The organism is Inhella gelatinilytica, from assembly GCF_016093295.1.
GTDB classification, from domain to species: domain Bacteria; phylum Pseudomonadota; class Gammaproteobacteria; order Burkholderiales; family Burkholderiaceae_C; genus Inhella; species Inhella gelatinilytica.
Genome location: NZ_JAEDAL010000002.1, coordinates 131,810 through 157,363, shown reverse-complemented (window position 1 = coordinate 157,363; position 25,554 = coordinate 131,810). Strand labels below are relative to the sequence as shown.

Genomic DNA, 25,554 nt, shown 5'->3' with positions numbered 1-25,554 from the left:
ATGCCGCGATGGCAAGCCCCCTCCCCCCGCCCGGCACCCCCGTCTCCGCCCTCCCCACCCCGACCCTGGTCGTGGACCTGGATGCGCTGGAGCGCAACATCGCGGCATTGGCCGCCTTCGCTCAAGCGCGCGGCCTGCGGCTGCGGCCCCACGCCAAAACGCACAAGTGCGCCGCCATCGCCCGGCTGCAGCTGGCCGCGGGCGCCGTGGGGGTTTGCGTTCAGAAGCTCAGCGAGGCTGAAGCCCTGGCGGATGCGGGGATCGACCGGTTGTACCTCAGCAACCAGCTCATCGACCCAGCCAGGCTCGGCCGCGCGGTGGCGCTGGCGCACCGGGTGCAACTGGCCCTTGCCGTCGACTCGCCCCTGGGTGTGGAGCGGCTGGCCACGGCTTGGCGTGCCGGTGCCCAACCGGCGCTTGATGTGTTCGTGGAAGTCGACATCGGTCAAGGCCGTTGCGGCGTGCCCCCCGCGCAAGCGGGCGCCTTGGCCCTGCAGGTGGTGGCGGCCGGGCTCCGCTTCGCGGGCCTGCAGGCCTATCAAGGCAAGGCCCAGCATGTACGCAGCGCCGCCGCGCGCAGCACGGCGCTGGCGCACGCCGCCGCCCTCACACGCGAGGCCGTGGCCAGCGTTCAGGCTACGGGCCTCCGTGTGCCCCTGGTCACCGGGGCCGGCACCGGCAGCTTTGTGCATGAGGCCGCCAGCGGCCTCTGGGGCGAACTGCAATGCGGCAGCTACATCTTCATGGACCGGGATTACGCCGACAACGAACCCGACGCCGAAGCGCCGCACTTTGAGCACGCGCTCTTCCTCAAAGCCCAGGTCATTAGCCGCAGTGAGCACCACGCCGTGCTGGACGCCGGTCACAAAAGCCACGCCATCGACTGCGGGCTCCCCATCACCTGGCCCCAGCGCTGGCCCACCGCCAATGGCGGCGACGAGCACCTGATCCTCCACCCCGACGAAGCCCCTCTGCCCGCGTTGGGCGATACCGTCTGGCTCATCCCCGGCCACTGTGACCCCACGGTGAATCTACACAACCACCTGGTGGCCGTGCGCGGCGGGCTCACCCAGGGTCAGGTCGAAGCCGTGTGGACCGTAGACGCGCGAGGGTGTGTGCAGTAGCGGGCCCCTGTGGCCCCAAACGCCGCCTTCAAACGGCCCGAGCCCACCGCAACCCTTGCGGCAAGGCCGGGGGACCGAACAGAAAGTGCAACACCCTGCGCCGCCCGTCACTGGTCGATTTGGAGGAGGCGTGGAGCAGGAGCGGCGACATCAGCAGCGCATCCCCCTCATCGGCTTCCACCAACACCTCCGGGACTTCAGCCCGGTCAGGCGCCATCGCGTCGGCATCCAACACGCCACCAAGGTGAGTGCCTGGCCACACCCGTAAGGCCCCATCTGCTGCATGGCAGCGATCCACGTGAAGTCGCACCGCCACCATCTGCCCCATCACCTCGGGTGGACCGAGAACGAAGTGGGCCCCCTCCTTGATGGACCAGCCTCGTAACCCCTGGGCGTGGACCCGTTCGGCCACGGGCAAGTTCAAGTCCTGATGGGGTGAGACCAGCCAGTTCGTGGTTGAAGACTTTTCAAAGTACGTGCATTGCACTGCGACATGAGTGGCCGGAATTAATGCCGCCAATGCCGCGTGCTGGCGCACCCGCAGCGCCAAGTCCCGACACCAAGGAGTCTCCAGCAAGCAGCGTGTGCCGGCAGCTTCCCGGCCTCGGACACCGAGCAACTCCACCTCAGGCCACTCACTGGGCCGAAAAACAGAACGCACCAGGGCGAAACCAGGGGCCCAGTCGAGCGATCGGAACAAATCTGTCACACCGAGCCACCCACCCCTTCCAAACGGCAGGCCCTTGCGGCCTCCATCCACTGACCGCCGCGATCCAAGCATCGATCTTGGTCAAACACTCGCGCGATGGGCGGAAGAACGACGACAAGCAGCACGGTCACCAGCAGGACCTTCATCGCAAACGCCCAAAAGTGGCCCAGCCGGCTGGCGCCGAAGTGCCTTTCAAGCTGAGCCAATGACGCCCGCTGGTCTGGGTCTAGCGGCGCTATGCAATAGCGGCTGTTATCGCCAAAGGGCTCTTCGATTCCATACCGCTCCGGGCCGATACGGAACTCGCAAAACAGGTCCTTCCGCAGCGAGCACGGCAGGATTTCCACACCAGGACACGACGCCGCAATGCGTCGTGCCAGGCGCCGGCCCAGCAAGGCGCTGATTTCGAAGGATCGGAGGTTCCCTTGTTCGTCGAGGTATGGATAGGTCCGCATGGCGTCACAGGAGAAGGTGCACGGTGATTCTCTGGCCACGGCGCGGCGTAGCAGGTCCCTCTGACAATCTCCAACTTGACCCCAGTCCAGAAGACCGCTCTTCAATCTGATCGTGCGCGCGCTGCTAGCCACCCTCGACCACCTCCCCACCCGCCCCCAGAACACCCAGCGCGTCTTTCACGGGCGCGGGGGCTTGCATCCGGGGTGCGAGCACTTGGCCTTGGATTGGTTCGGCCCCGCGTGGTTGCTCACTGCGTTTGAGCCGCTGAGCGATGGTGACTTGGCGGTGTTTCAAGCGTCGCTGGAGTCCACCTGGCAGCGCCTCGCGCCGGGGGAGCCGCTCACCTGGGTCTACCAAGGCCGCCGCATTGATGAAAGCGGCCAGCAGAGCGAGACCCGCTTGATGGCGGGCGCGCTGCCCGAGCCCCACGTCGTGACCGAGGCTGGGGCGCGCTACGAGGTGCACCTGCTGCGTGGGCAAAACCACGGGCTCTTTTTGGACATGGCCGAAGGGCGGCGCTGGGTGCGCGCCCATGCCGAGGCCACGCCAGGCCTGAAGGTGTTGAACCTGTTCGCCTACAGCTGCGCGTTCTCCGTGGCGGCCTTGATGGGCGGCGCGGCCGAGGTGATCAACGTGGACATGGCCGCCGGCCCGCTGCAACTGGGCCGCCGCAACCACGTGCTCAACGGCGTGCAGGGCCGCGCGCAGTTCCTGGCGCACGACGTCTTCACCTCCTGGGGCAAGATCAAGCGCCTGGGCCCCTACGGACTGGTGATCTTGGACCCACCCAGCTTCCAGAAAGGCAGCTTTGTCGCCACCAAGGACTACGCCCGCCTGCTGCGCAAGCTGCCCGACCTCGTGGCCCCCGGCGGGCACGCCCTGCTGTGCCTGAACACCCCCAAGCTCGGGTCGACCTTCCTGACCGAGTTGCTCGCCGCCGAAGCGCCTGACTTTGAGGTGGTTCAGCGCCTGCCCAACCCAGCGGCATTTGCCGACGCCGATGTGGAGCGGGCGCTCAAGGTGATGGCCGTACGCGCCACGGGCGAACCGACAGCGGCAACCCATGGGGGCCCATGAATGACGACATCGCCAATTGAAGGCATGGCTGAGCCGGCAAGAATCTGGATGCCGGCGGCCCGATTGAGCGCCGCCCCCCACACCAGGATCTCGCCATGCTGACCCCCCGCCTCGCCCAAGACCGCGGCCACGCCGACCACGGCTGGCTCAAAACCGCGCACAGCTTCTCGTTTGCGGATTACCACGACCCGGCCCACATGCAGTTTGGCCCCTTGCGGGTACTGAACGACGACCGCATCGCGCCGGGCATGGGCTTTGGCACGCACGGTCACAAAAACATGGAGATCGTGAGCTACGTGCTCTCCGGTGCGCTGGCGCACAAGGACTCCATGGGCAACACCAGCTCGATCCATCCCGGCGAGGTGCAGCGCATGAGCGCCGGCACCGGCGTGCTGCACTCCGAGTACAACCACAACGCGTCCGAAGAGACCCACTTCTTGCAGATCTGGATCCTGCCCGCCACCCCCGGCGGTGCACCGGGCTACGAGCAAAGGGCCTTCGATTGGGCCGAGCGGCGCGGCCGCTTCCGCCTGGTGGCCAGCCCCAGCGGCGCGGATGGCTCGGTACGGCTTCAGCAGGACGTCAAGCTCTACTCCGGCCTCTTTGACGGTAACGACGAGGGCCAAACCCTGGCGCTGGACCCGCAACGGCTCTACTACGTGCACGTGGCCAAGGGCGCGCTAAGCGTCAATGGCCTGCCCCTGCGCGCGGGCGATGGCCTGCGCGTGCAAGCCGAGTCGCAATTGAGCTTTGACGCCGGCAAGTCCGCCGAGGTGCTGCTGTTCGACATGATCGATCTCTGACCGCCCCGCATTTGAACCCCTGGAGGAACCTGACCATGAAAATCGCCGTCTTCGTTGGGAGCTTGCGCAAAGACTCCATCAACCGCCGCCTCGCCCTCGCACTGGAAAAGCTGCTGCCCAGCGGCGTGACGTTTGCCTACGCCGACATCGGCAGCCTGCCGCTGTTCAACCAAGACGAGGAGAACAACCCGGTGCCCAGCGTGACGGCCCTGCGCGAATTGGTGGCCAGCGCTGATGGCGTTTTATTTGTCACGCCAGAGTTCAACCGCTCCATTCCCGGCGTGCTCAAGAACGCGCTGGACCACGGCTCCCGCCCCGCTGGCAAAGGCGTGTGGCGCAACAAGCCCGCGGCCGTGCTGGGTATGTCCCCCGGTGCGGCCGGAACAGCCATGGCGCAGCAACACCTGCGCAACGTGCTGGCCTTCTTGAACATGCCCACGCTGGGCCAGCCGGAGATGTTCCTGCAAATGCGCGAGGGCATGTTCGACGACAACGGCGCGCTGGGGGAGGCCAGCGCGGCCCATGTGCAGAAGTTCGTGGACGCCTACCTCGCCTGGGTCACGCAGTTCCAACCCCAGTAAGGCAACGCGGATGAAAACTTTGCACCGCTTGGGCGCAGTCGCCGCCTTCCTGGAGGCGGCCATTTACGTCTCGATGTTCGGCTTTTATGGCGCTTACTGGAACTATCCCGCCACGGGCACAGCCGTAGAGAAACTGAACTACCTGACCGACCACCTGGCGGTGCTTTATGGCGTGAATGTCATGGGGTTCATCGTGTTCGGGATCGCGCTGGCCGCTTTGGTGCTGGCCGTTCATGACCGTTTGTCTCCCGAAGCGCCACAGCTGATGCGCGCCGCCTCGATGTTCGGCGTGATCTGGGTGACGCTCGTGATGGCGGCCGGAATGATCGCCAACGTCGGCTTGATGACCACGGTCGATCGGCTCAGCGGCGACCCCGAACGGGCACTCACCTTGTTTTCCACGCTGAATCACGTGGTCGAAGGCCTGGGAGGCGGTAACGAGATGGCTGGAGGACTGTGGGTGCTCTTGTTGAGTCTTGCGGCCCTGCGGGGCGGGCTGCCCAAGGCACTGGCCTATTTCGGGCTCGGGGTCGGCGCCGCGGGAATGGCCACGACGATTCCTGCCGAGGCGATCAAAGAGACCTTTGGCTTGACCCAGATCGTGTGGTTCATCTGGCTGGGCTGCGTCCTGCTTCGTGCACCTGACACCCAGACGCGCCCGCGCTGACCCACCGCCGCCGGCGGCCTGAACGTCCCACTCCATGACCCCGCACCGCTTCCTCCAAGACATCCAGCGCAACCGCTTCAACCGCGCGCTGCTGGCCGCCTTACCCACGCTCGAACTGCAGGACGCTTGGCTGGTGGCCGGCTGTCTGTTCCAGACCGTCTGGAACCTGCAAAGCAACCGCGACCCCGAGGCGGACATCAAGGACTACGACCTCTTCTACTTCGATGCCAGCGACCTCTCCGCCGAAGCCGAGGCGGCCGTGCAGTCCCGGGTACAGGGAGCACTGGGTCACCTGGGCGTGCCCATCGAAGCCAAAAACCAGGCCCGCGTGCACTGCTGGTACGAAGCCTGGTGTGGCCACCCGTATGAGGCCCTCACCTGCAGCGAAGACGGCATTGCCCGCTTTTTGGTGCCCTGCACCTGCGTGGGCGTGCAGTCGCAAACGGACGGCACGCTGCGCTTGGCCGCCCCTTATGGCCTGGACGACCTCTACGCCGGGCGCTTGCGGCCCAACCCTTTGATCGACCACCGGGCGCTGTTTCGGGCCAAGGCAGCGAGTTACCAGGCGCGCTGGGCGTGGCTGCAGGTGTTGGAGGGTGAAGCGGCTGCGATATCGACCTGAGCGTCGCTGCGGGGCACCCAGAACCCGGTCAGGCCTGCTGCATGTCAGCTGAGTGAAGCACGTGCACACCACTGTGCTGCTCATGCGCAGCCTGCACCAATGCCTGCGCCACCGCCCCCGCCGCCACCGGGCGCACGGCGCGAGGCAACAAGCGGCTCAGGGGGCGCAGCAGGGTTTGGCTCAAACCCTCGGCCCAGCGGGTGGGCTGGCCCAGGGCGGCGCGGTCGCCCAGCAGCAGCGAGGGGCGGGCGACGACCACGGTGGCAAAGCCGAGGGACTGGACGGCGGTTTCGACCTCGCCTTTGACCCGGTTGTAGAACACCCGGGAGTGGGCATCCGCACCCAGTGCGGACACCAGAAAGAGCCGCTGGGCACCGGCCCGCCGCGCGGCACGGGCCGTGGCCAGCACGGCGTCGAAATCCACGGCACGAAAGGCGGCTTCAGATCCCGCCTGCTTGATCGTGGTCCCGAGGGCGATGAAGCAGTCGTCCACCGCCGGCAGGCGCGACAGGTGGGCGAAGTCCACCGTCAGGGTGTGGAGCTTGGCGTGCTGCGGCCCGCCAGTGAGGGGCCGGCGCACCAGGGCGTGCACAGCGCTCCACCCGGGGTCGGCCAGCAGCAAGTCCAGCAGCGCGCGGCCCACCAAGCCGCTGGCGCCAGCCAACAAGGCAGTGCGCGGGGCCAGTTCTGCCTGTGCGGCGGCGTGCATGGGGCAGCTCAGGCGCTCACTGGAATTTGGAGAAGTCCGGGGCGCGCTTTTGGAAGAAGGCCTGGAAGGCCTCCATGGCCTCGGGGCTGCGCAGGCGCTGGCCAAAGATTTCGGCTTCTTCGCGGATGACTTGTTGGAGGGCTTCGCGGCCAGGGGCACGCATGAGCTTCTTGCTGGCGCGCACCGCGGCGGGGGCCAGGCCATTGAAGCGCTCGGCCATGCGGCGGGCATGGTTCACCACCTCGCCCGCAGGCAGCACCGCGGAGGCAATGCCAAAGTGCTCGGCTTCCGCGCCGGTCATGGGGTCGCCGAGCAGCAACTTTTCGGCGGCCTTGACGTGACCCAGCAGCTGGGGCACGACCAAGCTGGAGGCAAATTCGGGCACCAAACCGAGTGCCACGAAGGGCATGGCCAAGCGGGCATCGTCAGCCACATAGACCAGGTCGCAGTGCAGCAGCATCGTGGTGCCGATGCCGATGGCCGCGCCGGTCACCGCCGCCACCACGGGCTTTTCACAATCCAGCAGGGCCTGCATGAACTGAAAGACGGGCGCCTCGGCATCGCGCGGCGGGCGGGCCATGAAGTCTTCCAGGTCGTTGCCGCTGGTGAAGATGCCCGGCTGACCGGTGATCAGCACGGCGCGAACGGCCGGGTCGCTGTTGGCCGCCCGCAGGGCCTCGGCCATCTCGCTGTACATGGCCTGCGTGATGGCGTTCTTCTTTTCGGGGCGGGCGATTTCGAGGGTGGCCACGCCATTGAGGGTGGCGGTCTTGATGCTCATGGGGGTTGGGCTCCTGAGAGGCGCTGCAGTTGCTGCAGCAGAACAGGCCAGAGTGTCGCCGCGTGCTGGGGCCGGAAAAAGCCCAAGTGCCCGATGCGGCCGCCCGGCGGCGGGGTCAGGGTCATGAACTCCCGTTCACGCGCGCCGGCATAGCCGTCGTACAGCGTGCGCAAGCTGGTCTCGCTCAGCATTTCATCGTCGGCCACGTGAAGGGTGATGAAAGGCGCCTGGAAACCGCGGTAATGCTCGCGCAGACCCGGGTCGTCCAGCAGGTAGCCAGGCTGGCTGCACCAGCGCTTCCAGTCCTGAATCACGCCCAGCGGCAAGTCCCCGATGAGTTTGAGCTTGGCGCCGGGGAAGTAGCCGTACAGGCTGGTGGCGAGCGGAACGCCCCAGCGCCAGAACCAGCGCGCTCGGCTGCGCTGCGGCTCGGGCTGGTGCGCCCAGTAACCACTGCCGGCCGCAATCCCCACCAGGCCGGCCAGACGGTCCCGTGAGGGCAGCAAGCCCGGCAGCTGACCGCCCAGCGAATGCCCGATGAGCAGCAGCGGCGCACCGGGCACCTGCGCCTGCAGGTGCAGAAGCGCAGCATCCATGTCCTGCACCCAGTCTTTGACCCCAGCTTGAAACCCCCGCAGGCTGCGGGCGTGCCGGGCCGGGCGCGAGGCACCCATGCCGCGAAAGTCAAAAGTCTGCACCGCAAAGCCCTCACCGGCCAGCCAACGGGCCAGCTCGGCGTAATAGCCCTGGGTCACGCCCATGGCGGGCGCCAGCAGCACCGCCGCCCGCGCGGGGCCTTCCGGGGTGAACAGACGCGCGACCAGGGTCGTGCCATCGCCCGACTGAAATTGAATGTCCCTCATGTCGTCTTGGCGGGCGGGATGTGAATCTGCTGCCAGTGGTCGGCCAGGTGCATCAGATGGGCGCGCGTGTACTGCGCCTTGTCCAGCTCGCCGTAGGCAAAGTGCGGCTTGAGCGGCCCCGTCCAGCGCTCAAACGTGTTGAGCGCGTCCAGCAAGCGGGCAATGCTGTCTTTGAGCAGGGGCGCTTTGTCGAGTAGGGGCGCCCCGGGGATGGGGTCGGCCAGGTTGTGGCTCATGGCCCCGCGCAGGTTGAAGACGGCGAAAGCCGTGTTGCCGACGACGGCGCGAAAAACCGCGCCCTTCATCTCGGGATAGCCCTGCATGGAGAACTCGATGCTCTGGGCCAGGTGCTGCAACAGCTGGCTCAGCGTCCAACTCGGGTGCTGCAGCTTGGGCTCACCAAAGCCCAGATCGAGCACCCGCTGCTTGGCCTCTTTGATCGTGGCAAAGGATTCCAACTTGCCCATGCAGCCCCCCAGCAAGGGTGCGCCGACCCCCGTGATGACGAAGTGGCGCCGCCGCACACTAATCCCTCAGTTTGAGTCGTGCAGATGGCGTCGCGAGCGGCCCGAGAGTCACTTGAGCAGCGCAGCCGTACTCCCGTACGGCGAGCAGCACAAAGCGGCTATCGGGTCGCGCAGGAGCCAGATGCATGGCTCAAACGATTTCGATGATGCCGGCCGCCCCTTGGCCGGCGCCGACGCACATGGTCACCATGCCGTACTTGCCGCCCGTGCGACGCAGGCCGTGGATGACCGAGGCGGCGCGGATGGCGCCGGTTGCCCCCAGCGGGTGACCCAGGGCGATGGCGCCGCCGTTGGGGTTGACCTTGCTGCGGTCCAGTTCGATGCCCTTGCTGTCCAGGTCGTTCAGCACGGCCAGGGATTGGGCGGCAAAGGCCTCGTTCAGTTCCACCCAGCCCAGGTCGCTGGCCTTGAGGCCGGCCATCTTGAGCGCAGCCGGGATGGCTTCGATGGGGCCGATGCCCATGATTTCCGGCGGCACGCCGCGCACGGCGAAGCTGACGAAGCGGGCCAGCGGGGTGAGGTTGTAGCGCTTGAGCGCGGCTTCGCTGACCAGCAACAAGCCGCCCGAACCGTCAGAGGTCTGCGAGCTGTTGCCCGCCGTTACCGAGCCCATGCCGGTGGGTTTGCCGGTCGAGTCCTTCGGCGCGGCGAACACGGGCTTGAGCTTGGCCAGTCCTTCCAGGCTGGTGTCGGGGCGGGCCCCTTCGTCCAGCGACACCACGCGGCGCTTCTCGTTGATGCTGCCCTCGGCCAGGTTGGGCGTGCGGTCGATGAGCTCGAAGGGCGTCATCTCGGCGCTGAAGTAGCCGGCTTGCATGGCAGCCACGGCGCGGCGGTGGGACTCGACCGCAAAAGCGTCTTGCGCTTCACGGGTGATGCCCCACTTCTTGGCCACCAGCTCGGCAGTCAGACCCATGCCGTAAGCCACGCCAAGGTTCTCGTCGCGCTCAAAAATCAGCGGCGAGAGGCTGGGCTTGTTGCCGCCCATGGGGATCATGGACATGGACTCCACCCCGCCGGCAAAGACCACATCGGCCTCGCCCACACGGATGCGGTCCGCCGCCATTTGCACGGCGGTGATGCCCGAGGCGCAATAGCGGTTGATGGTGACGCCGCCCACGCCGTGGCCCCAGCCTGCCAGCACGCTGGCGACGCGGGCGATGTTCATGCCCTGCTCGCCCTCGGGGAAGGAGCAGCCCACGATGGCGTCTTCAATGGCCGCCGGGTCCAGACCCGGGGCTTGGGCCAGGGCGGCCTGCATGACCTTGACGAGCATCTCGTCCGGCCGGGTGTTCTTGTAGTAGCCGCGACCGCTCTTGCCGATGGGGAGGCGGGTGGCGCTGACGATGTAGGCGTCTTGCACTTGCTTGCTCATGATCATTCCTTTCGCTTCAAGCCGCAGGGGCCTGAGGTTTCTTGGGCACCCAGGCCCAGACAAATTCACATTCGATCGGCTGCTCGCCGGCTTCATCGGTCACGGTGACCGCCACATTCACTTCGCCCTTGGTCTCGCGCGACAGCAGCTCGCGCTGCTCGGGCTCCAGGTGCGCCACGGCGGTGAGCGCCCCCTGGCTGAGCTTGCGAAACCGCACCCGCAGGCCCTTGCACAGCGGCAGGCAGTCGTCGCGCACGTTCATGCCCACCACCATGCCCGTGGCCGTCTCGGCGACCAAGGTCATGGCCGCGGCGTGCACCCCCTTGATGTGGTTTTGCACCGGCTTGCGGTTGGGCACGCTGACGCGGCAGCGCTCTGGCGTGAGCTCCAGAAAGTTCAGCGCCGCCGTGCCGGTAAGGGGCACGGCCCGGTGCAGCGCCCAGTTGCGCGCCACGCGGGCCACCCCACCCGGCAGCCGGTTAAACCGCCCGATCAGGCGTGCCATGCGGTTGGGAGAAGCAGTCACCGCGCAGCCTCAGTTGCGCACCGGCTTGCCGTCTTGCAGCATGCCCATGATGCGTTCTTGCGTCTTGGGGTTGTCCAAGAGCGAGCAGAAGTGCTTGCGTTCCAGCGCCATCAAGTACTCCTCGGTCACCATCGAGCCGGCCTCGACCTCCCCCCCGCAGACCACATCGGCAATCAGGCTGGCCAGCAGGTAGTCGTGCTGGCTGACGAACCCACCATCGCGCATGTTGGCCACCTGGCCCTTGATGCTGGCAATGCCACTGCGGCCCGCCACCGGGAACACCGCTTTGTGGGGCGGACGGTAGCCGGAGTCGGCCATGGCTTTGGCCTGCGTCAGCGCAACAAACAGCAACTCGTCCTTGTTCGGCACGATGAGGTCGCTGTCCAGCAGGTAACCGATCTTGCGCGCTTCGTGGGCGCTGGTCGCCACCTTGGCCGTGGCCGCGCTCAAGAACCCGTCCTTCAAGAAGGCCAGGATGTCGGACCCCGAATTGCCCGCCGCCGCCATCTCGGCCGCACGGCGCGCGATGTAGGTCAGGCCCCCCGCGCCGGGCAGCAAGCCCACGCCCACTTCCACCAGGCCCACATAGCTTTCGACGTGGGCCACGCGGCGCGCACAGTGCACGGCCAGCTCACAGCCCCCGCCCAAGGCCAGGCCGCGCATGGCGGCCACCACCGGCACGTTGGCGTAGCGGATGCGCAGCATGGCGTCCTGCAGCTTCTTCTCTTCCGGGGCAATGCCCTTGGAGCCGTGCTTCATGAACACGGGCATCAGGCTTTCCAGGTTGGCGCCCGCCGAGAACACGTCGTCCGGGCTCCAAATCACCAGGCCCTTGTAGCTCGCTTCGGCCAGCTCGACGGCCTTGAGCAAACCCTCGGTCACCGCGGGGCTGATCAGGTGCAGCTTGGCGGTGATGGAGGCGATCACCACCTCGCCATCCAGCGTCCAGACCCGCACCTCGTCGTTCTTGAAGAGCTCGGTGCCGCTCTTGAGCGGATCGGCCGCGCCACTGCCCACGAGGCTTTCGGGGAAGTGCTGGCGGGCATAGACCGGCAGATCGGCACGCGGCTTGAACTGGCCCTCGGCGGCGCTCCACGAGCCCTCGGGCGTGTGCACGCCACCGGCTGCAGCCACGGGGCCTTCGGTCACCCAGGCCGGCAGCGGGGCATTGCACAAGGCTTTGCCCGCGGCGATGTCCTCGGCAATCCACTGGGCCACCTGCGTCCAGCCGGCTTCTTGCCACAGCTCGAACGGGCCCTTTTGGTTGCCGAAGCCCCAGCGCATGGCGAAGTCCACTTCGCGCGCGGTGTCGGCGATGTCCGCCAGGTGCACGGCGCAGTAATGGAAGCTGTCGCGCAGGATGGACCACAGGAACTGGGCCTGCGGGTTGGTCGACTCGCGCAGCAGCTTGAGCCGGTCGGCGGTGGGCTTCTTGAGCATGCGGGCCACGATCTCGTCGCCCTTCTTGCCCGCCGGCACGTACTCGCCGGTGGCCGGGTCCAAGCGCAAGATGGCCTTGCCGTCCTTCTTGAAGAAGCCCGCCTTGGTCTTCTGGCCCAGGGCGCCCTTTTCGATCAACGCGGCCAGCACCTTGGGCGTGGCGTAGCAGGCGTAGAAGGGGTCGGCTTGCAGGTTGTCCTGCATAGTCTTCATCACGTGGGCCATGGTATCCAGGCCCACCACGTCGGCGGTGCGGAAGGTGCCCGAGCTGGCCCGGCCCAGCTTCTTGCCGGTCAGGTCGTCCACCACGTCGTAGCTGAGACCGAACTTCTCCGCTTCGATCATGGTGGCCATCATGCCGGCCACGCCCACGCGGTTGGCGACGAAATTCGGCGTGTCCTTGGCGCGCACGACGCCCTTGCCCACGCTGGTGGTGACGAAGGCCTCAAGCTGGTCAATGATCTCCGGGCGTGTGGCGGCGGTGGGGATCAACTCCACCAGGTACATGTAGCGCGGCGGGTTGAAGAAATGGATGCCGCAAAAGCGCGGCTTGATTTCTTCCGGCAGCACATCGCTGAGCTTGGTGATGGACAGGCCCGAGGTGTTGGAGGCCACGATGGCGTGCGGGGCGACGAACGGAGCGATCTTGGTGTACAGATCCAGCTTCCAGTCCATGCGCTCGGCAATCGCCTCGATGATGAGGTCGCAATCCTTGAGTTGCTCCAAGTGCTCTTCGTAGTTGGCCTGTTGGATCCGGCCGGCATCGGCGCTGTCGCCCAGCGGCGAGGGCTTGAGCTTTTTCAGGTTGTCGACAGCCTTTTGAACGATGCCGTTCTTGGGGCCTTCTTTGGCCGGCAGGTCAAAGAGCACCACGGGCACTTTGACGTTGACCAGATGGGCCGCAATTTGCGCCCCCATCACGCCGGCACCGAGCACGGCGACTTTACGAACTTGGAATCGACTCATCTTGCTTCCTTGCTTGTCAATCATTCGAGGCGTTGCCAGGTCTGGCTGCGGCCAAACAACGGGGCACCGATGTAGCCCCGAACTTCCAAACGCTTGCCGCCTTCCAGCGGCTTGAGGCGCACCCGGTAGGTTTTGCCGTCATCGGGATCCAAAATTTCGCCGCCGGCCCACACGCCCTCACCATCGGCTTTGACGCCCCGCATGATCTCTAGCCCCACGATGGGTTTGTCCTTGCGGTCGTCCTTGCACAGGTCACATTTGGCGTTGGGGGGCGCTTTGGGGTCGAGTACTTTTTCGACCACCGCGGAATAGACCCCGCTCTGTTCTTGAATGCGAACGTGGGACTTGACGGTCTTGCCATCGTCGTCAATCGTCCGCCACAGCCCGGCGGGGGTCTGCTGCGCCCACGCTGCGGCGGTCATCCCCCCCAGCGCCAGCGCGGCCATCAAGACTTTCATGGCATCTCCCGAAAGAACCCCAGCACGGCTGGGGCGAGGTTTCAGAACAGGGCTTCGTCCATTTCCATCAGCGGCTTCAGGCCCGCCCGGCAGGTGCGGATCAGGCTGGCCGTTTCGGGCAGCAGCTTGGCGAAGTAGAAACGGGCCGTGGCCAGTTTGGCACGGTAGAAGGGATCACCGGAAGCCTCCTTTTCCAAGGCCACCTTGGCCATGCGGGCAAAGAAGTAGGCAAAGGTCATGTGGCCGACCACGCGCAGGTAGTCCACGGCCGCCGCGCCGACTTCGTCGGGGTTACCGAAGGCCTTCATGCCGATTTCTTGCGTCAGCTTGTTGACCTTGTCGCCCAAGTCGGCCAGCGGGTTGACGAACTCCTGCATGGCCTCGTTGGTGCCCTCTTCCTCGATAAAGGCGGCAATCTTTTTACCGAACTTCTTCAGGGTGGCGCCGTTGTTGCCCAGCACCTTGCGGCCCAGCAGGTCGAGCGATTGGATGGTGTTGGTGCCCTCGTACAGCATGTTGATGCGCGAGTCGCGCACGAACTGCTCCATGCCCCACTCGTGGATGAAGCCATGGCCGCCGTACACCTGCATGCAATGGCTGGTGGCGATCCAGCCGTTGTCGGTAATGAAGGCCTTGATGATCGGCGTCAAGAGCGCCAGTTCGGCCTCGGCTTCCTTGCGCTCGTCTTCGTCATCGCTGCTGATGGACTTGTCCGCCTGCAGCACGGTGTAGGCCTGCAGGCAGCGGGCACCCTCGGCGTAGGCCCGGGCGGTGAGCAGCATCTTGCGCACATCGGGGTGCACGATGATGGGGTCGGCCGGTTTGTCCGGTGCCTTGGGACCGGAGAGCGAACGCATCTGCAGCCGGTCTTTGGCGTAGGCCACGGCGTTTTGGTAGGCCACCTCGGTCAGGCCCAGCGACTGATTGCCCACACCCAAACGCGCGGTGTTCATCATCACGAACATGGCGGCCAGGCCCTTGTTGGGTTGGCCCACCATCGTGCCAATGGCGCCATCCAGCGTCATTTGGCAGGTGGAGTTGGCGTGGATGCCCATCTTGTGCTCCAGCCCCGAGCAGAAGATGGGATTGCGCGCACCCAGTGAACCGTCCGCGTTGGGCAGGAACTTGGGCACGATGAAGAGCGAAATGCCTTTGCTGCCCGCCGGGGCATCCGGCAAGCGCGCCAGCACCAGGTGGACGATGTTTTCGGCAAGCTGGTGCTCGCCCGCGCTGATGAAGATCTTGCCGCCGGTGATCTTGTAGGTGCCATCGCCCACCGGCTCGGCCTTGGTGCGCAACAGGCCCAAGTCCGTGCCGCAGTGCGGTTCGGTCAGGCACATGGTGCCCGTCCACTGCCCGCTCGTCAGCTTGGTCAGGTAGAGCTGTTTTTGCTCCTCCGTGCCGTGCGCGTGCAGGCACTCGTAGGCGCCATGGCTCAGGCCCGGGTACATGGTCCAGGCCTGGTTGGCGCTGTTGAGCATCTCGTAGAAGAACTGGTTCACCAGCAGGGGCAGGCCCTGGCCTCCGTAGGCGGGGTCGCAGGCCAGCGCGGGCCAGCCGCCGTCCACATAAGTCTGGTAGGCCTCCTTGAAGCCCTTGGGCGTGGTGACCTCGTGGGTGGTCTTGTCGAGCTGGCAGCCCTCTTTGTCGCCACTGAGGTTGATCGGTGTGATGACCTCGGCGCAGAACTTGCCGCCTTCTTCCAGAACGGCGTTGATGGTGTCGGCATCGATGTCCGCATAGGGCGGCAGCATCTTGAGCTCATCCACCACGTTCAGCACTTCGTGCAACACAAACTGCATGTCGCGCAGAGGCGGGGTATAGCTGGGCATGGTGGTCTCCTTGAGGGGTGTCGGGGAATCAGCGGGACTTGCGGCGCGCAGGCGCCGCGGGTTCGGCGGCCATTCCGGCCGGGGTGATGCAAGACTGAATCACGCGGTCGAAACCACGCGCAGCCCGATCCAGTGCGCCCTCGCTGCGCAAGAAACGCGCGTCGTGGTGCAGGGAAAGAATCAGGCCGTGAAGTTCGAAGAGGACTTGGGGCACATCGCACTCGCTCGCCAGGTGCCCTTCATCGCGGGCCAATTCAATGGCCTTTTGCAAGGCGGCATGCCACGCCTTGACCATGGTGACCAGGGCATCGCGCACCGGGCCGGGACGGTCGTCAAACTCAACGGCGCCACTGATGTAAATGCAGCCGCTTTCGAGTTCGACAGCCACCTGACGCACCCAGCGCTGAAACATCGCCCGCAATCGGGGCAGACCGCGCGCTTGCCGGATGGCGGGAAAAAACACTTCTTCTTCAAAGCGCTGGTGGTATTCGGCCACCACGGCAATCTGCAACTCTTCGCGCGAGCCGAAGTGGGCGAACACACCCGACTTGCTCATGCCAATCAAATCCGCCAGCGCGCCTATCGAAAGCCCCTCCAGACCCACATGGGCCGCTTGGCTCAGGGCGGCATCCAAGATGGCCGCCCGCGTTTGCTGCCCCTTTTGCAAAGGCGCAGCCACCCGGCGGTCGGGGGCGGAAGCCAATGCGGAGGTGGGACGAGAGGCCATGGAGATGTTCAACTTTGCGGACACAGAATAAAACGAACGGTCGTTCTATTTTTGGCGCATTGCACCCCGCCGGCAAGGACAAATTCGCGCCACCTCTGGGGAATCGCCTCTAATCCAGCCCCGGGAAAGACCGGGGGAACCCGCAGTTTTTTCCGCACGAGCGGCGCCCCAGCGGTCAACCCACGCCCGGCACCCGTCGTTGAGTCCCTCTCACTCTGGGGAGTTTCTATGCCATCGTTCGCACCACGCCTGAGCCTGACCGTCTTGATTGCCGCCCTGTTGTCAGGCTGTGCCGTCCACCACCATGCCGACACCCGCTATCGCGGCGAAGTGGCCCGGGTGGCGCAGGTTCAAGAAGGCACGGTGATTTCGGTGCGGGCCGTTCGCCTGCAAGCCCAACCGACCGGAGCAGGCACGATGACCGGCGCCATCGTGGGTGGCGTGGCGGGGTCCTCCGTCGGCGGCCATCGCGAATCGCTGGCCTTCGGTGCCCTGGGCGCGCTCCTGGGTGGCGTGATTGGCAGTGCCATCGAACGTGACTCGGGCCAGCACCAAGGGGTTGAACTCATCATCCAGCTGCGCAATGGCGAACGCATCGCGATCGTGCAGTCAACGGGCGAAGAGCGCTTTGCACCAGGCGATGCCGTGATGCTGATTCACCAAGGCCGCAGTGCGCGTGTCACCCGCGCGCTGGCACCCGTGGCCCCAGAAGCCACCCGTCCGGCGCCCTCACCCGGCCAATAACTGACCCTTGGCGCCGGGGAACTGCGCCATCGCGCTGGCCAGCCAGGGCAGTTCCTCCGCCAACAACGTGCCCAGGGTGTGGGGCGGGTTGGCCACAAACATGTGGCTTCCCATCAGGCCGAACCCGCCGCCTTGCGCAGGTGCCACCGTGAGTTGGGCATCCAGCCAACCTTTCTTCACCACCCCCTGCACCGCATTGCGCAAGCGCTGCGGCAGCTGCTGCGCCTCCACCAACTGGACTTGCGGAATCCACACCGCCACCACGGCATCGGGAAAACGGGTCAGGATTTCGCGCACCGAACCCAACACCCGCGTGTAGTCCGTCTTGATTTCATAAGGCGGATCCATCAGCACCAGCCCCCGGCGGGTGGGTGGCGGCAGCAGGGGCTTGAGTCCATTGAAGCCGTCACTCAAGTGCACCTTGACGCGCTTGTCGTCCGCCATCAATTTCTCCAGTGAGCGCATGTCCTGCGGTTGCATCTCAAAGGCGTGCAGCTCGTCCTGGGGTCTGAGCAGTTGGCGGATCAGGCTGGGGGAACCGGGCACCTGCTTGAGGACCCCCGGGCCATTGAAGACTTCAACCTGGTCCAAATACGCAGCGACGCCTTTGGGCAAATCCTGCCGCTCCCACAGGCGACCGATGCCGTCCACCCACTCCAACTTTTTGTTGGCCTCGACGCTGCGCAGCGAATACCCGCCCGTGCCCGCGTGCGTGTCGATTACGCGGTAGCCCTTTTCCTTTTGGTTCAAATGTTGCAACAAATGAACCAGAACCAGATGCTTGAGGACATCGGCGTGGTTCCCGGCGTGAAAGGCGTGGCGGTAGGCAAACATGGCTGCATTCTCTCCGCAGCGCCACCCTTGCCCACCCCTGTCAACGCGGCAGCGCCAGACCCCGTTGTGCAGCCCATGTCGGCACCTGCCGCCTGCTCAACGGTTCGGAGCTCCACCACGAACCTTCTTCTCACGGTGACCCACCATGAAAAAGTCTGCTGCGATTTTTGTTGTTGCCAGTGTCCTGAGCACCTTGACCCTGGCCCAGACCCCTGCACCGGCAGCACCCGCAGCCCCAACGGCCAAGCCTGCGACGGCCGTAGCACCCGCACCGGCTGCGATGCCGGCTAAGGCCGCGACCCCTGCCGCGCCAGCAACGCCCGCCAGCGCCGCCACCCCCGCCAAGGGCGCCGCGCCGGCCACAGCGGCGGCTTCGGCAACGCCGGCCCAGCCCGCTGCACCTGCCGCTGCGGCCCAGGCGGCCAAGCCCAAGGCCGAAAAGGCAGACAAAGGCGTCAAGCAGTAAGCCGCTGACACTCACTTAGAAGGCCGGCACTCGCCGGCCTTTTTTGCGCCGCCGTCAGAGCGGCTTGCGAACCAAGCGGAAGTCCGGCTCTTCACTGCAGGGCTCGATGCTGAAGCCCAGTCCTCTAACCAAGCGCAGCATGGCGGTATTGGCTTTCAAGACCAACCCATCCAGGCGCTGCAAGCCCTGCTCCCGCGCCGCAACAAAGAGGGACTCCATCATGCGGGACCCCAAACCCTGGCCAGCAAACCCGTCGGCCACCAGCAGTGAGAACTCGGCACTCTCACCGTCGGGTTGGCTGGTGTAGCGGGCCACAGCCGCGATGCGTTCGGGCTGATCCGGCGCCTCGCGATACAGCGCCAGCAAGGCCATCTCGCGTTCGTAGTCGATCAAGGTGAACTGAGCCAGCAGGCGCGGCGGCAGTTCGGTGAGCGTGGCGGCAAAACGGTTGTAGCGACTCTCGGGCGAGAGGCTTGCCACCAAGGCCTGCAGCCGTTCTGCATCGTCTGGTTGGATGGGCCGGACCTGGCAGATACGCCCATCGCGCAGGGCCAGCGGGTGCGCCAGGTGGGCGGGGTAAGGGCGAATCGCCAAGTGGGCATAGGAGGGGGTCACGGTGGCCGGGGCTTCGGCGGCCAGCACGATGCGTGCATCCACAGCCACGACCCCATGCTCATCCGCGAGCACCGGGTTGATGTCCATCTCCCGCAACTGCGGTAACTCACACGCCATCTCCGACACGCGCAACAACAAGGCTTCCAGGGCTTCCCATTGCACGGCAGGGGCGCCGCGCCAGGCGTCCAGCGTCACGGCAGTGCGGGTGCGCATCATCAGTTGGCGGGCCAAGAAGCGATTGAGCGGCGGCAACTCCATGGCGCAGTCGCGAATCCATTCCACTTGGGTGCCCCCAGCCCCAAACACCACCACCGGACCAAACGAGGGTTCGTGAATCAAGCCCACGTGCAACTCCCGCGCCCGAGACTTGCCCGCCATGGGCTGCACAGTCACCCCCAAATCCACCACACCCGGCAGGGCCCTTCTGACCTGCTCGAGCAGTCGGTCATAGCCCGCATGCACCGCGCGGGCATCACGCAGGTCCAGCATCACCCCGTTGACCTCGGTCTTGTGGGGCAGCGAATCGCTGTCGATCTTCAACGCCACAGGGAACCCCAGTTGCGTGGCAATGAGCATGGCATCGTGCGCGCTGCGCGCCCTCAGGGTGCCAGTCACGGGAATGCGGAACGCGGCCAGCAGGGCTTTGCTCTCCACTTCGCTGAGCACACTGCGGCGTTGGGCCAAGGCCGTGTCAATGAGCAGGCGTGCGCCTTCCAGATCCGGCGGCGGCAGCGGGGAAAGTGGCGACGGCGTCTGTTGGAGCAGGTGCTGATGCCGGTGGTAGGCCGCCACATGGGCCAGCGCCCCCACAGCGGCCTCCGGCGTGCGAAAACAGGGAATCCCCGCCGCCCCCAGGCGGGTGCGGGCCTCAGCCGCCACCCCTTCGCCCATCCAGCAGGCCAAGACGGGCTTGCTGAGTTCCGGCTTGAGGTCCAAGAGTGCCTGGGCGCAATCCGCTCCCGGGCTGTCCAGCAACGGAGCGTGCAGCACCAAAACCGCGTCGGTATCGGCGCGAGATTGCGCCGCGAGAACGGCCGCGGTATAGGCTCCCGGTGTGCCGCCTCGTGAGAGGTCCTGCACCGCCGTGACCGCCAGGCCCACCCGCTCGGCCCAGTCCGCCGCGAGCACGGCCGGCCCGCCCCCGTTGCTCACCAACGCCAAGCCTTTTTGGACCGGTCGGCTTCCACGCCCCAGCACACCCAAACACTTCGCCACGGCCAACAACTCGGCCGATGCGTTCACCCGCACGGCACCGGCCCGACGCAGGGCGGCATCGAACACGTCGTCATGCCCCGCCAGTGCTTGGCTGTGTGTCTGTGCCACGCTGCGCCCTTCCTCGCGGCGACCGGTCTTGAGAACCACGACGGGCTTGGCGTGCGCCGCCAAGCGCAAGGCGCTCATGAACGGCCGCGCTTGCGTCAGGCCTTCCAGATGCACCACGATGCTGTGCGTGTGCGGGTCCACCGCCAGGTACAGCAGCAGCGCCGCCAAATCCACCCCCGGATGCGGCCCCAAGGCCACCACCGTTGAGAAGCCCACCCCGCTGGTGCGCGTGCCATCCAGCAACGCCGCCGTGAGCGAACCCGACTGAGAGAGAACCGCCAAGCCCCCAGCCGGCACCAAGGGGCCCATCAAACTCGCATTCAGGCCCAGACGGGGCGTCATGAGCCCGCTGCCATTTGGCCCGGCCAACAACAATCCTTCGCGACGCGCCAGGCGCTGCAGCGCCACCGCCCGGTCGGCGGAGACACCGGAGCCCACGATTAGTGCCGCGCGACAACCGATGCGACTGGCCAGTTCCACCCCGGAGAGCCACTCGGATTCAGGGAGGGCCAGGATCGCCAAGTCCGCCCGCGATTGCGCCAAGTCCGCCAGGCTGCCCCGCACGTGCGCATCCAAGATCGCACAGGGCCCTTGAAAGGGCTGGGCGCTCAGCTGCGCCAGCAATTGCTCGGCTTCGGCCGTGCGCTGCCCCTCGGGCCCCGTCAACACGACCACAGAGCGGGGGGCCAGCAGGGCACTCAGGGGGTGCGCATTCATGCCGGGCTCCTCAGGCCTCGACGAGCACGCGCACGTGAGCCCCGGCGCTGCGCGCCAACGCTGAGAGCGAATAGCCCCCCTCCAGACAAGAGACGATGCGGCCCCGCGCGGAGGCGCGGGCCTGCTGCAGCAGTTGTTCGGTGACCCATTGGTAATCGCTTTCACTCCAACCCAGGTTGCCCATGTCGTCCTCGCGGTGGGCATCAAACCCCGCCGAGATCACGAGGAGTTCAGGCTCAAACCGCTGCAGCGCGGGAAGCCAGTGCTGGCTGACGGCTTCCCGCATGGCGCCTCCTCCGCTGCGTGCTGGCAGGGGCGCGAGCACAACATTGGACGCGGGCGGCGCGGCGTCGCGGAAGGGGTAGAGGTCGTGCTGATAACTGGAACACAGCAGCACCCGGTCGTCCCCGGCCCAGATGTCTTCGCTGCCATCGCCATGGTGCACATCAAAGTCGACCAAGGCCACGCGTTGCACGCCATGAACGGCCAAAGCATGGGCCACGCCCACGGCGGCGTTATTGAAGAAGCAAAAGCCCCCCCCAGTACTGCGCTTGGCATGGTGGCCGGGGGGGCGCACCGCGCAGAAGGCATTGGGCGCCTGGCCGCTCATTACCAAGTCCACGGCCCGCACCGCTGCACCCGCCGCGCGCCGAGCCGCCCGCAGGGTGTAGGCGTTGACCAGGGTGTCGGCATCCAGCCGGGCGTAGCCGCTGGCAGGGCTCAGCGCCTGAAGCTGGGCCAACCACAGCCCGCAGTGCACCCGCAGCAGTTGCTCATCGGTCACTTCCGGCGCCTCTTCCGCCTGCATGCAGTCCAAGAGCCCCTTGATGAGCAGGTGATCGTTGAGCACTGCCAGTCGCTCTGGGCACTCGGGATGGTCGGGGCCCATTTGATGCCGCTCGCAATCGGGATGGGTCAGGTACGCCGTCAGCATGTCGTTCTCCCTTCAGGCGAAGAATCTCACCATGCCTCCATTGCGCGAGCCTGACGTCGCGCGCCCTCAGCCGGTCGCCCAGCGCGCGGCGAGTCCGGCACTTTGCCAGCGACGACCCTCCGCGTGCACGATGACACCGTCGACCGGGGTCGAAGACAGCCAGCCCGTGCGCTCCCCGCCCCCCACCATCAGGGCGGCCCCCAAGCCATTAAGGACCCGGTAGTCGGCCGCCAACAGGCTCAAACCACGCACCCCTTCGGTCGGCCAGCCCGTGCGGGGGTTCAACACGTGGTGGTAGCGGCGGCCGTCCCGCACAAAGCTGCGCTCATAGTCACCCGACGATGCGATCCAGCCGTCTTCCAGGCTCACCGCCCCCAGCAACTGCTGCGGCGCCATCGGGTCGCGCAGGCCCACGCGCCACGCGCGCCCATCCAACCGCCCCATGGCCCCGATGTCGCCCCCGCCATCCACCAGCGCATCGCGCACGCCATGGCGGCGCAGCGCTTGCAGGCCCGCGGCCAAAACGGGCAGCTTGGCAATGCCCCCCAAATCCAACCGCATGCCCGCACGGTTCAGCAGCACCTGCGAGCCGTCGATTTCGATCGCCCGCCAATCCACCGCAGGCCGCTGCTGCGCCAAGCGCCGGGCGCTCGGCACATTGGTCGTGGCCCCCGCCTCGAAGTGCCAGTCCCGGTAGGCCCCGACCGTCACGTCAAACGCGCCGTCCGTTTGCTCGGCACGCTCACGCGCCGCACGCAACACGGCAAGCAACTCGACGGGTACCGTAACCGGTGCACGCCCTGCAGCTCGCGCCAAGGCCGCCACCGGGTTGTCCGGCCGGTAGCGGCTGAGCAGGGCCTCCAGGCGTTGCATCTGGAACCAACAGTCCGCCAACGCCGGGGCCACGTCGTCGCGCCGCCCCGGCACCAACACCCGCACGTGGGTCCCCATGAGGGCCCGCGTCTCCCGTTGCAACTCGCTGGTGGCCTGGGCCCAACCCGGCGCAAGCAGCACCGAAACGCCGGCGAAGGCGCGACGCGTCAAAGTGGGCGTCATGGGCTTACTTGGACTGATTGACCATGAAATCCACCGCGGCTTTGACCTGTTCATCGGTCAACGCCGTGCCGCCGCCGCGCGGGGGCATCATGCCCTTGCCACCGGTGAACCCCTCGATCGCGTGCTTGTAAACGACGTCCATGCCCTGGGCGATGCGCGGGCCCCAGTCGGCCTTGTCACCCGGCTTGGGAGCTCCGGCCACGCCGGCGCTGTGGCACATGGCGCAGGTCTTGGCATACACGCCCTTGCCCAAATCGTTCTGAGCCCCAGCCGCTGCGGGCTCAGCGCTGGGGGTTGCAGCCCCCGGCGTCGGCAGCGCGGCGGGCGGCACCTCCTTCTTGCCACAGGCGGCGAGCGCCAACACACACAGACCCAGGGTGAGGACGGTTTTTTGCATTCGAAGCTCCAAAAACAGTTCGATTCATTTTGGGAGGGGGCCCGCCTACAGCACACCGAATGCATCAAGAAAACCGCAGCTTCATCAATTGGGATGGCATCGGCCAATTGCTTGAATTAAGTCAAAGCGGCAAACCCAAAAGAAGCGAAGGATGCACCCCGTCTCTGCCCAGGCTCTTCCTGTACAGAGCCTTCAAACACAACCTAGGTGAGAACCATGACGGACAAAATCCTTGACACGACCCCCGAGGCTCAACCGGAACTCGGCCGTCGTCGTTTCTTCAACACCACGGCGTTGGTCGGCCTGACCGCAGGTTTGGCGGCTTGCGGTGACAAATCCGCGGGCACGGGCGCGGCACCGGCTTCGGCTCCGCTGGCCCACGCGGGCGGCGGCGCCAATGCCTCGCACCTGAAGCCGGGTGAACTGGACAGCTACTACGGGTTCTGGAGCGGCGGCCACACGGGGGACGTGCGGGTGCTGGGCATCCCCAGCGGGCGCGAAATCCTGCGCATCCCCTGCTTCGTGCCCGATGCGCTGGTGGGTTGGGGCCACACCAACGAGTCCAAGAAGATCATGGGCACGAAGGCGGATGGCTCGCTGCGCTACACCGTGGGCGACACGCACCACGTGCACCTGTCCTACAAGGACGGCAACTACGACGGCCGCTACGCCTGGGTCAACGACAAGATCAACAGCCGCGTGGCGCGCATCCGCCTGGACTACTTCGTCTGCGACAAGATCACCATGCTGCCCAATGTGCAAGGTTTCCACGGCATCTTCCCGGACAAGGCCGACCCGGTCGACCCGAAGATCAACTACACGACCCGCGTGTTCTGCGGGGGTGAGTTCAGCATCCCGCTGCCCAACGCCGGCGTGGAAGACGAGAAGCAGTACCGCTCGCTGTTCACCTGTGTGGACGCCGAGACCATGGATGTGCGCTGGCAGGCCCTGATCGACGGCAACTGCGACCTCGTGGCCACCAGCTACGACGGCAAGCTGGCCGCGACCAACCAGTACAACACCGAGATGGGTGCCAAGTTCGCGGACATGATGTCGGCCGAGCGCGATGCCTGCGTGTTCTTCAACATCGCCCGCATTGAAGAAGCCGTCAAGGCCGGCAAGTTCAAGACCATTGGCAGCTCCAAGGTGCCGGTGGTGGATGCCACCCGTGAAGCCAACAAGGATGCCAAGACCGCCCTGGCGGCCTATGTCAGTGTGCCGAAGAACCCGCACGGCGTGAACGCCAGCCCGGACGGCAAGTACTTCATCTGCGCCGGCAAGCTCTCGCCCACCGCCACGGTGATCGAACTGTCCAAGGTGCTGGACTACTTCGACGGCAAGCTGGAAAAACTGGACGGCGCCATCGCCGCCGAAGTCGAACTGGGCTTGGGCCCCTTGCACACCGCCTTTGATGGCCGCGGCAACGCCTACACCACGCTGTTCCTGGACAGCCAAGTCGTCAAATGGAACGTGGACAAAGCCATCGCCTTCCACAAGGGCGACAAGGCGGCCAAGTACGTGGTGGACCGCATCGACGTGCACTACCAGCCGGGCCACATCAACGCGTCGCAGTCGGAGACCAAAGCTGCCGACGGCAAGTTCCTGGCCGTGGGTTGCAAGTTCGCCAAAGACCGCTTCCTGCCGGTCGGCCCGCTGCACCCCGAGAACGAGCAGTTGATCGACATCTCGGGCGAAAAAATGGCGCTGTTGGGCGACCACCCGGTGCGCGGCGAGCCGCATGACTTCGTGTTCTTCAAGCGCGACCTGCTCAAGCCCAAGATGGTCTACAACCTCGACGACTTCCCGCATGCGGTGAAGGACGTCAAGGACAGCGGCGTCACGCGCAACGGCAAAAAGGTCACGGTCAAGATCGCCTCGGTGGCGCCGGCCTTCGGCCTCACCGAGTTCAAGGTCAAGAAGGGCGACGAAGTCACCCTGATCCTGACCAACCTGGACAAGGTGCAGGATTTGACGCACGGCTTCGCCATCCCGGGCCACAACGTGAACTTCATCGTCAACCCGCAGGAAACCGCGTCGGTGACGTTCACGGCTGGGGACCCTGGCGTGTACTGGTGCTATTGCACGCACTTCTGCCACGCGCTGCACCTGGAAATGCGGACGCGCATGATTGTCGAAGCTTGACCCCCCCGAAGCGCCTTCGGCGCCCTACGGGCCAGGTTGAGCCAGTGGCTCAACCCCTCGGCTGGCACAAATGGCCCACTGGG

Annotated in this window: 26 protein-coding genes; 9 read left to right on the top strand and 17 right to left on the bottom strand. The window is 66.0% G+C overall.

What is annotated here, in order from left to right; translation table 11 throughout:
- Positions 1-8: 8 nt before the first annotated feature.
- Positions 9-1,124 (top strand): DSD1 family PLP-dependent enzyme, encoded by a 1,116-nt coding sequence (locus tag I7X43_RS05615; RefSeq protein WP_198099947.1) that lies wholly within the window; start codon positions 9-11, stop codon positions 1,122-1,124.
- Positions 1,125-1,152: 28 nt separating this feature from the next.
- On the opposite strand, the gene I7X43_RS16505 is transcribed toward I7X43_RS05615, so the two are convergent.
- On the bottom strand, positions 1,153-1,905 hold the full coding sequence (locus I7X43_RS16505; RefSeq protein WP_259373374.1) for a phytanoyl-CoA dioxygenase family protein: 753 nt from the start codon (positions 1,903-1,905) through the stop codon (positions 1,153-1,155).
- Positions 1,830-2,288 carry a hypothetical protein gene (locus tag I7X43_RS05605; RefSeq protein WP_198099945.1) on the bottom strand — a complete coding sequence of 153 codons (459 nt, stop codon included), beginning with the start codon at positions 2,286-2,288 and terminating at the stop codon, positions 1,830-1,832. Before I7X43_RS05605 ends, I7X43_RS16505 begins: the two co-directional genes overlap by 76 nt.
- A 112-nt stretch (positions 2,289-2,400) precedes the next feature.
- Here I7X43_RS05605 and I7X43_RS05600 point away from each other — a divergent pair, with 112 nt between their 5' ends.
- The 5 genes from I7X43_RS05600 to I7X43_RS05580 all read left to right on the top strand — a co-directional run bounded on the left by I7X43_RS05600 (position 2,401) and on the right by I7X43_RS05580 (position 6,039).
- Positions 2,401-3,366 (top strand): class I SAM-dependent methyltransferase, encoded by a 966-nt coding sequence (locus tag I7X43_RS05600; protein ID WP_198099944.1) that lies wholly within the window; start codon positions 2,401-2,403, stop codon positions 3,364-3,366.
- Between the two features lie 95 nt (positions 3,367-3,461).
- Positions 3,462-4,169, top strand: coding sequence for a pirin family protein (locus I7X43_RS05595; RefSeq protein ID WP_198099943.1), 708 nt, complete (start codon positions 3,462-3,464; stop codon positions 4,167-4,169).
- 35 nt (positions 4,170-4,204) lie between these two features.
- Positions 4,205-4,750, top strand: coding sequence for an NADPH-dependent FMN reductase (locus I7X43_RS05590; RefSeq protein WP_198099942.1), 546 nt, complete (start codon positions 4,205-4,207; stop codon positions 4,748-4,750).
- Between the two features lie 10 nt (positions 4,751-4,760).
- Positions 4,761-5,417: a DUF4386 family protein gene (locus tag I7X43_RS05585; RefSeq protein WP_198099941.1), complete on the top strand. Its 657-nt coding sequence runs from the start codon at positions 4,761-4,763 to the stop codon at positions 5,415-5,417.
- A 34-nt stretch (positions 5,418-5,451) separates the two neighbouring features.
- Positions 5,452-6,039 (top strand): nucleotidyltransferase family protein, encoded by a 588-nt coding sequence (locus tag I7X43_RS05580; protein WP_198099940.1) that lies wholly within the window; start codon positions 5,452-5,454, stop codon positions 6,037-6,039.
- A gap of 28 nt (positions 6,040-6,067) precedes the next feature.
- On the opposite strand, the gene I7X43_RS05575 is transcribed toward I7X43_RS05580, so the two are convergent.
- From I7X43_RS05575 to I7X43_RS05530, 10 genes are all read right to left on the bottom strand, one after another.
- Positions 6,068-6,748, bottom strand: coding sequence for an NAD(P)H-binding protein (locus I7X43_RS05575; protein ID WP_198099939.1), 681 nt, complete (start codon positions 6,746-6,748; stop codon positions 6,068-6,070).
- Positions 6,749-6,764: 16 nt separating this feature from the next.
- A complete protein-coding gene (locus I7X43_RS05570; protein WP_198099938.1) occupies positions 6,765-7,529 on the bottom strand; it encodes an enoyl-CoA hydratase in 765 nt (254 codons plus the stop codon).
- Positions 7,526-8,392: an alpha/beta hydrolase family protein gene (locus I7X43_RS05565; RefSeq protein WP_198099937.1), complete on the bottom strand. Its 867-nt coding sequence runs from the start codon at positions 8,390-8,392 to the stop codon at positions 7,526-7,528. The genes I7X43_RS05570 and I7X43_RS05565 overlap by 4 nt, the downstream gene beginning before the upstream one ends.
- Positions 8,389-8,859, bottom strand: a complete 471-nt coding sequence (locus I7X43_RS05560; RefSeq protein WP_198099936.1) for a DUF1569 domain-containing protein — start codon at positions 8,857-8,859, stop codon at positions 8,389-8,391. The genes I7X43_RS05565 and I7X43_RS05560 overlap by 4 nt, the downstream gene beginning before the upstream one ends.
- A 190-nt stretch (positions 8,860-9,049) precedes the next feature.
- Entirely contained in the window at positions 9,050-10,294 is a 1,245-nt protein-coding gene (locus tag I7X43_RS05555) for an acetyl-CoA C-acyltransferase (RefSeq protein WP_198099935.1), read from the bottom strand.
- Positions 10,295-10,310: 16 nt separating this feature from the next.
- Positions 10,311-10,799 (bottom strand): DUF4442 domain-containing protein, encoded by a 489-nt coding sequence (locus I7X43_RS05550; RefSeq protein WP_198099934.1) that lies wholly within the window; start codon positions 10,797-10,799, stop codon positions 10,311-10,313.
- A gap of 30 nt (positions 10,800-10,829) precedes the next feature.
- The gene (locus I7X43_RS05545) at positions 10,830-13,226 is read right to left on the bottom strand and encodes a 3-hydroxyacyl-CoA dehydrogenase/enoyl-CoA hydratase family protein (protein ID WP_198099933.1); all 2,397 of its coding nucleotides are present in this window, start codon (positions 13,224-13,226) and stop codon (positions 10,830-10,832) included.
- A gap of 20 nt (positions 13,227-13,246) precedes the next feature.
- A complete protein-coding gene (locus tag I7X43_RS05540) occupies positions 13,247-13,684 on the bottom strand; it encodes a DUF2147 domain-containing protein (RefSeq protein WP_198099932.1) in 438 nt (145 codons plus the stop codon).
- Positions 13,685-13,725: 41 nt separating this feature from the next.
- Positions 13,726-15,516 carry an acyl-CoA dehydrogenase C-terminal domain-containing protein gene (locus I7X43_RS05535; protein WP_198099931.1) on the bottom strand — a complete coding sequence of 597 codons (1,791 nt, stop codon included), beginning with the start codon at positions 15,514-15,516 and terminating at the stop codon, positions 13,726-13,728.
- 28 nt (positions 15,517-15,544) lie between these two features.
- Positions 15,545-16,243 carry a TetR/AcrR family transcriptional regulator gene (locus tag I7X43_RS05530; RefSeq protein ID WP_198099930.1) on the bottom strand — a complete coding sequence of 233 codons (699 nt, stop codon included), beginning with the start codon at positions 16,241-16,243 and terminating at the stop codon, positions 15,545-15,547.
- Between the two features lie 228 nt (positions 16,244-16,471).
- Here I7X43_RS05530 and I7X43_RS05525 point away from each other — a divergent pair, with 228 nt between their 5' ends.
- Entirely contained in the window at positions 16,472-16,987 is a 516-nt protein-coding gene (locus tag I7X43_RS05525; RefSeq protein ID WP_198099929.1) for an outer membrane lipoprotein, read from the top strand.
- Here I7X43_RS05525 and I7X43_RS05520 read toward each other — a convergent pair.
- Entirely contained in the window at positions 16,973-17,821 is an 849-nt protein-coding gene (locus I7X43_RS05520) for a 23S rRNA (adenine(2030)-N(6))-methyltransferase RlmJ (protein ID WP_198099928.1), read from the bottom strand. The two genes, I7X43_RS05525 and I7X43_RS05520, sit on opposite strands and share 15 nt — an antisense overlap.
- A 145-nt stretch (positions 17,822-17,966) precedes the next feature.
- Here I7X43_RS05520 and I7X43_RS05515 point away from each other — a divergent pair, with 145 nt between their 5' ends.
- A complete protein-coding gene (locus I7X43_RS05515; RefSeq protein ID WP_198099927.1) occupies positions 17,967-18,287 on the top strand; it encodes a hypothetical protein in 321 nt (106 codons plus the stop codon).
- A gap of 54 nt (positions 18,288-18,341) precedes the next feature.
- Here I7X43_RS05515 and I7X43_RS05510 read toward each other — a convergent pair whose 3' ends face one another.
- From I7X43_RS05510 to I7X43_RS05495, 4 genes are all read right to left on the bottom strand, one after another.
- Positions 18,342-20,942, bottom strand: a complete 2,601-nt coding sequence (locus I7X43_RS05510; RefSeq protein ID WP_198099926.1) for a bifunctional acetate--CoA ligase family protein/GNAT family N-acetyltransferase — start codon at positions 20,940-20,942, stop codon at positions 18,342-18,344.
- 10 nt (positions 20,943-20,952) lie between these two features.
- The gene (locus I7X43_RS05505) at positions 20,953-21,876 is read right to left on the bottom strand and encodes a histone deacetylase family protein (protein ID WP_198099925.1); all 924 of its coding nucleotides are present in this window, start codon (positions 21,874-21,876) and stop codon (positions 20,953-20,955) included.
- Between the two features lie 66 nt (positions 21,877-21,942).
- Positions 21,943-22,932, bottom strand: a complete 990-nt coding sequence (locus I7X43_RS05500; RefSeq protein WP_198099924.1) for an FAD:protein FMN transferase — start codon at positions 22,930-22,932, stop codon at positions 21,943-21,945.
- A gap of 4 nt (positions 22,933-22,936) precedes the next feature.
- Positions 22,937-23,329, bottom strand: coding sequence for a c-type cytochrome (locus I7X43_RS05495; RefSeq protein ID WP_198099923.1), 393 nt, complete (start codon positions 23,327-23,329; stop codon positions 22,937-22,939).
- Positions 23,330-23,545: 216 nt separating this feature from the next.
- Between I7X43_RS05495 and nosZ the strand changes: the two genes are divergently transcribed.
- The gene (gene nosZ, locus I7X43_RS05490) at positions 23,546-25,471 is read left to right on the top strand and encodes a TAT-dependent nitrous-oxide reductase (RefSeq protein ID WP_198099922.1); all 1,926 of its coding nucleotides are present in this window, start codon (positions 23,546-23,548) and stop codon (positions 25,469-25,471) included.
- Positions 25,472-25,554 lie beyond the last annotated feature (83 nt).

Excerpts from the sequence above, each read along its gene's own strand:
- I7X43_RS05535 (WP_198099931.1), bottom strand. The coding sequence starts at position 15,516 with ATGCCCAGCTATACCCCGCCTCTGCGCGACATGCAGTTTGTGTTGCAC.
- I7X43_RS05520 (WP_198099928.1), bottom strand. The coding sequence starts at position 17,821 with ATGTTTGCCTACCGCCACGCCTTTCACGCCGGGAACCACGCCGATGTC.
- I7X43_RS05515 (WP_198099927.1), top strand. The coding sequence starts at position 17,967 with ATGAAAAAGTCTGCTGCGATTTTTGTTGTTGCCAGTGTCCTGAGCACC.
- I7X43_RS05580 (WP_198099940.1), top strand. The coding sequence starts at position 5,452 with ATGACCCCGCACCGCTTCCTCCAAGACATCCAGCGCAACCGCTTCAAC.
- I7X43_RS05510 (WP_198099926.1), bottom strand. The coding sequence starts at position 20,942 with ATGAATGCGCACCCCCTGAGTGCCCTGCTGGCCCCCCGCTCTGTGGTC.
- I7X43_RS05570 (WP_198099938.1), bottom strand. The coding sequence starts at position 7,529 with ATGAGCATCAAGACCGCCACCCTCAATGGCGTGGCCACCCTCGAAATC.
- I7X43_RS05615 (WP_198099947.1), top strand. The coding sequence starts at position 9 with ATGGCAAGCCCCCTCCCCCCGCCCGGCACCCCCGTCTCCGCCCTCCCC.
- I7X43_RS05605 (WP_198099945.1), bottom strand. The coding sequence starts at position 2,288 with ATGCGGACCTATCCATACCTCGACGAACAAGGGAACCTCCGATCCTTC.
- I7X43_RS05500 (WP_198099924.1), bottom strand. The coding sequence starts at position 22,932 with ATGACGCCCACTTTGACGCGTCGCGCCTTCGCCGGCGTTTCGGTGCTG.
- I7X43_RS05550 (WP_198099934.1), bottom strand. The coding sequence starts at position 10,799 with ATGGCACGCCTGATCGGGCGGTTTAACCGGCTGCCGGGTGGGGTGGCC.
- I7X43_RS05505 (WP_198099925.1), bottom strand. The coding sequence starts at position 21,876 with ATGCTGACGGCGTACCTGACCCATCCCGATTGCGAGCGGCATCAAATG.
- I7X43_RS05495 (WP_198099923.1), bottom strand. The coding sequence starts at position 23,329 with ATGCAAAAAACCGTCCTCACCCTGGGTCTGTGTGTGTTGGCGCTCGCC.
- I7X43_RS16505 (WP_259373374.1), bottom strand. The coding sequence starts at position 1,905 with ATGCTTGGATCGCGGCGGTCAGTGGATGGAGGCCGCAAGGGCCTGCCG.
- I7X43_RS05555 (WP_198099935.1), bottom strand. The coding sequence starts at position 10,294 with ATGAGCAAGCAAGTGCAAGACGCCTACATCGTCAGCGCCACCCGCCTC.
- I7X43_RS05545 (WP_198099933.1), bottom strand. The coding sequence starts at position 13,226 with ATGAGTCGATTCCAAGTTCGTAAAGTCGCCGTGCTCGGTGCCGGCGTG.
- I7X43_RS05525 (WP_198099929.1), top strand. The coding sequence starts at position 16,472 with ATGCCATCGTTCGCACCACGCCTGAGCCTGACCGTCTTGATTGCCGCC.
- I7X43_RS05595 (WP_198099943.1), top strand. The coding sequence starts at position 3,462 with ATGCTGACCCCCCGCCTCGCCCAAGACCGCGGCCACGCCGACCACGGC.
- I7X43_RS05530 (WP_198099930.1), bottom strand. The coding sequence starts at position 16,243 with ATGGCCTCTCGTCCCACCTCCGCATTGGCTTCCGCCCCCGACCGCCGG.
- I7X43_RS05560 (WP_198099936.1), bottom strand. The coding sequence starts at position 8,859 with ATGGGCAAGTTGGAATCCTTTGCCACGATCAAAGAGGCCAAGCAGCGG.
- I7X43_RS05540 (WP_198099932.1), bottom strand. The coding sequence starts at position 13,684 with ATGAAAGTCTTGATGGCCGCGCTGGCGCTGGGGGGGATGACCGCCGCA.
- I7X43_RS05590 (WP_198099942.1), top strand. The coding sequence starts at position 4,205 with ATGAAAATCGCCGTCTTCGTTGGGAGCTTGCGCAAAGACTCCATCAAC.
- I7X43_RS05585 (WP_198099941.1), top strand. The coding sequence starts at position 4,761 with ATGAAAACTTTGCACCGCTTGGGCGCAGTCGCCGCCTTCCTGGAGGCG.
- nosZ (WP_198099922.1), top strand. The coding sequence starts at position 23,546 with ATGACGGACAAAATCCTTGACACGACCCCCGAGGCTCAACCGGAACTC.
- I7X43_RS05565 (WP_198099937.1), bottom strand. The coding sequence starts at position 8,392 with ATGAGGGACATTCAATTTCAGTCGGGCGATGGCACGACCCTGGTCGCG.
- I7X43_RS05575 (WP_198099939.1), bottom strand. The coding sequence starts at position 6,748 with ATGCACGCCGCCGCACAGGCAGAACTGGCCCCGCGCACTGCCTTGTTG.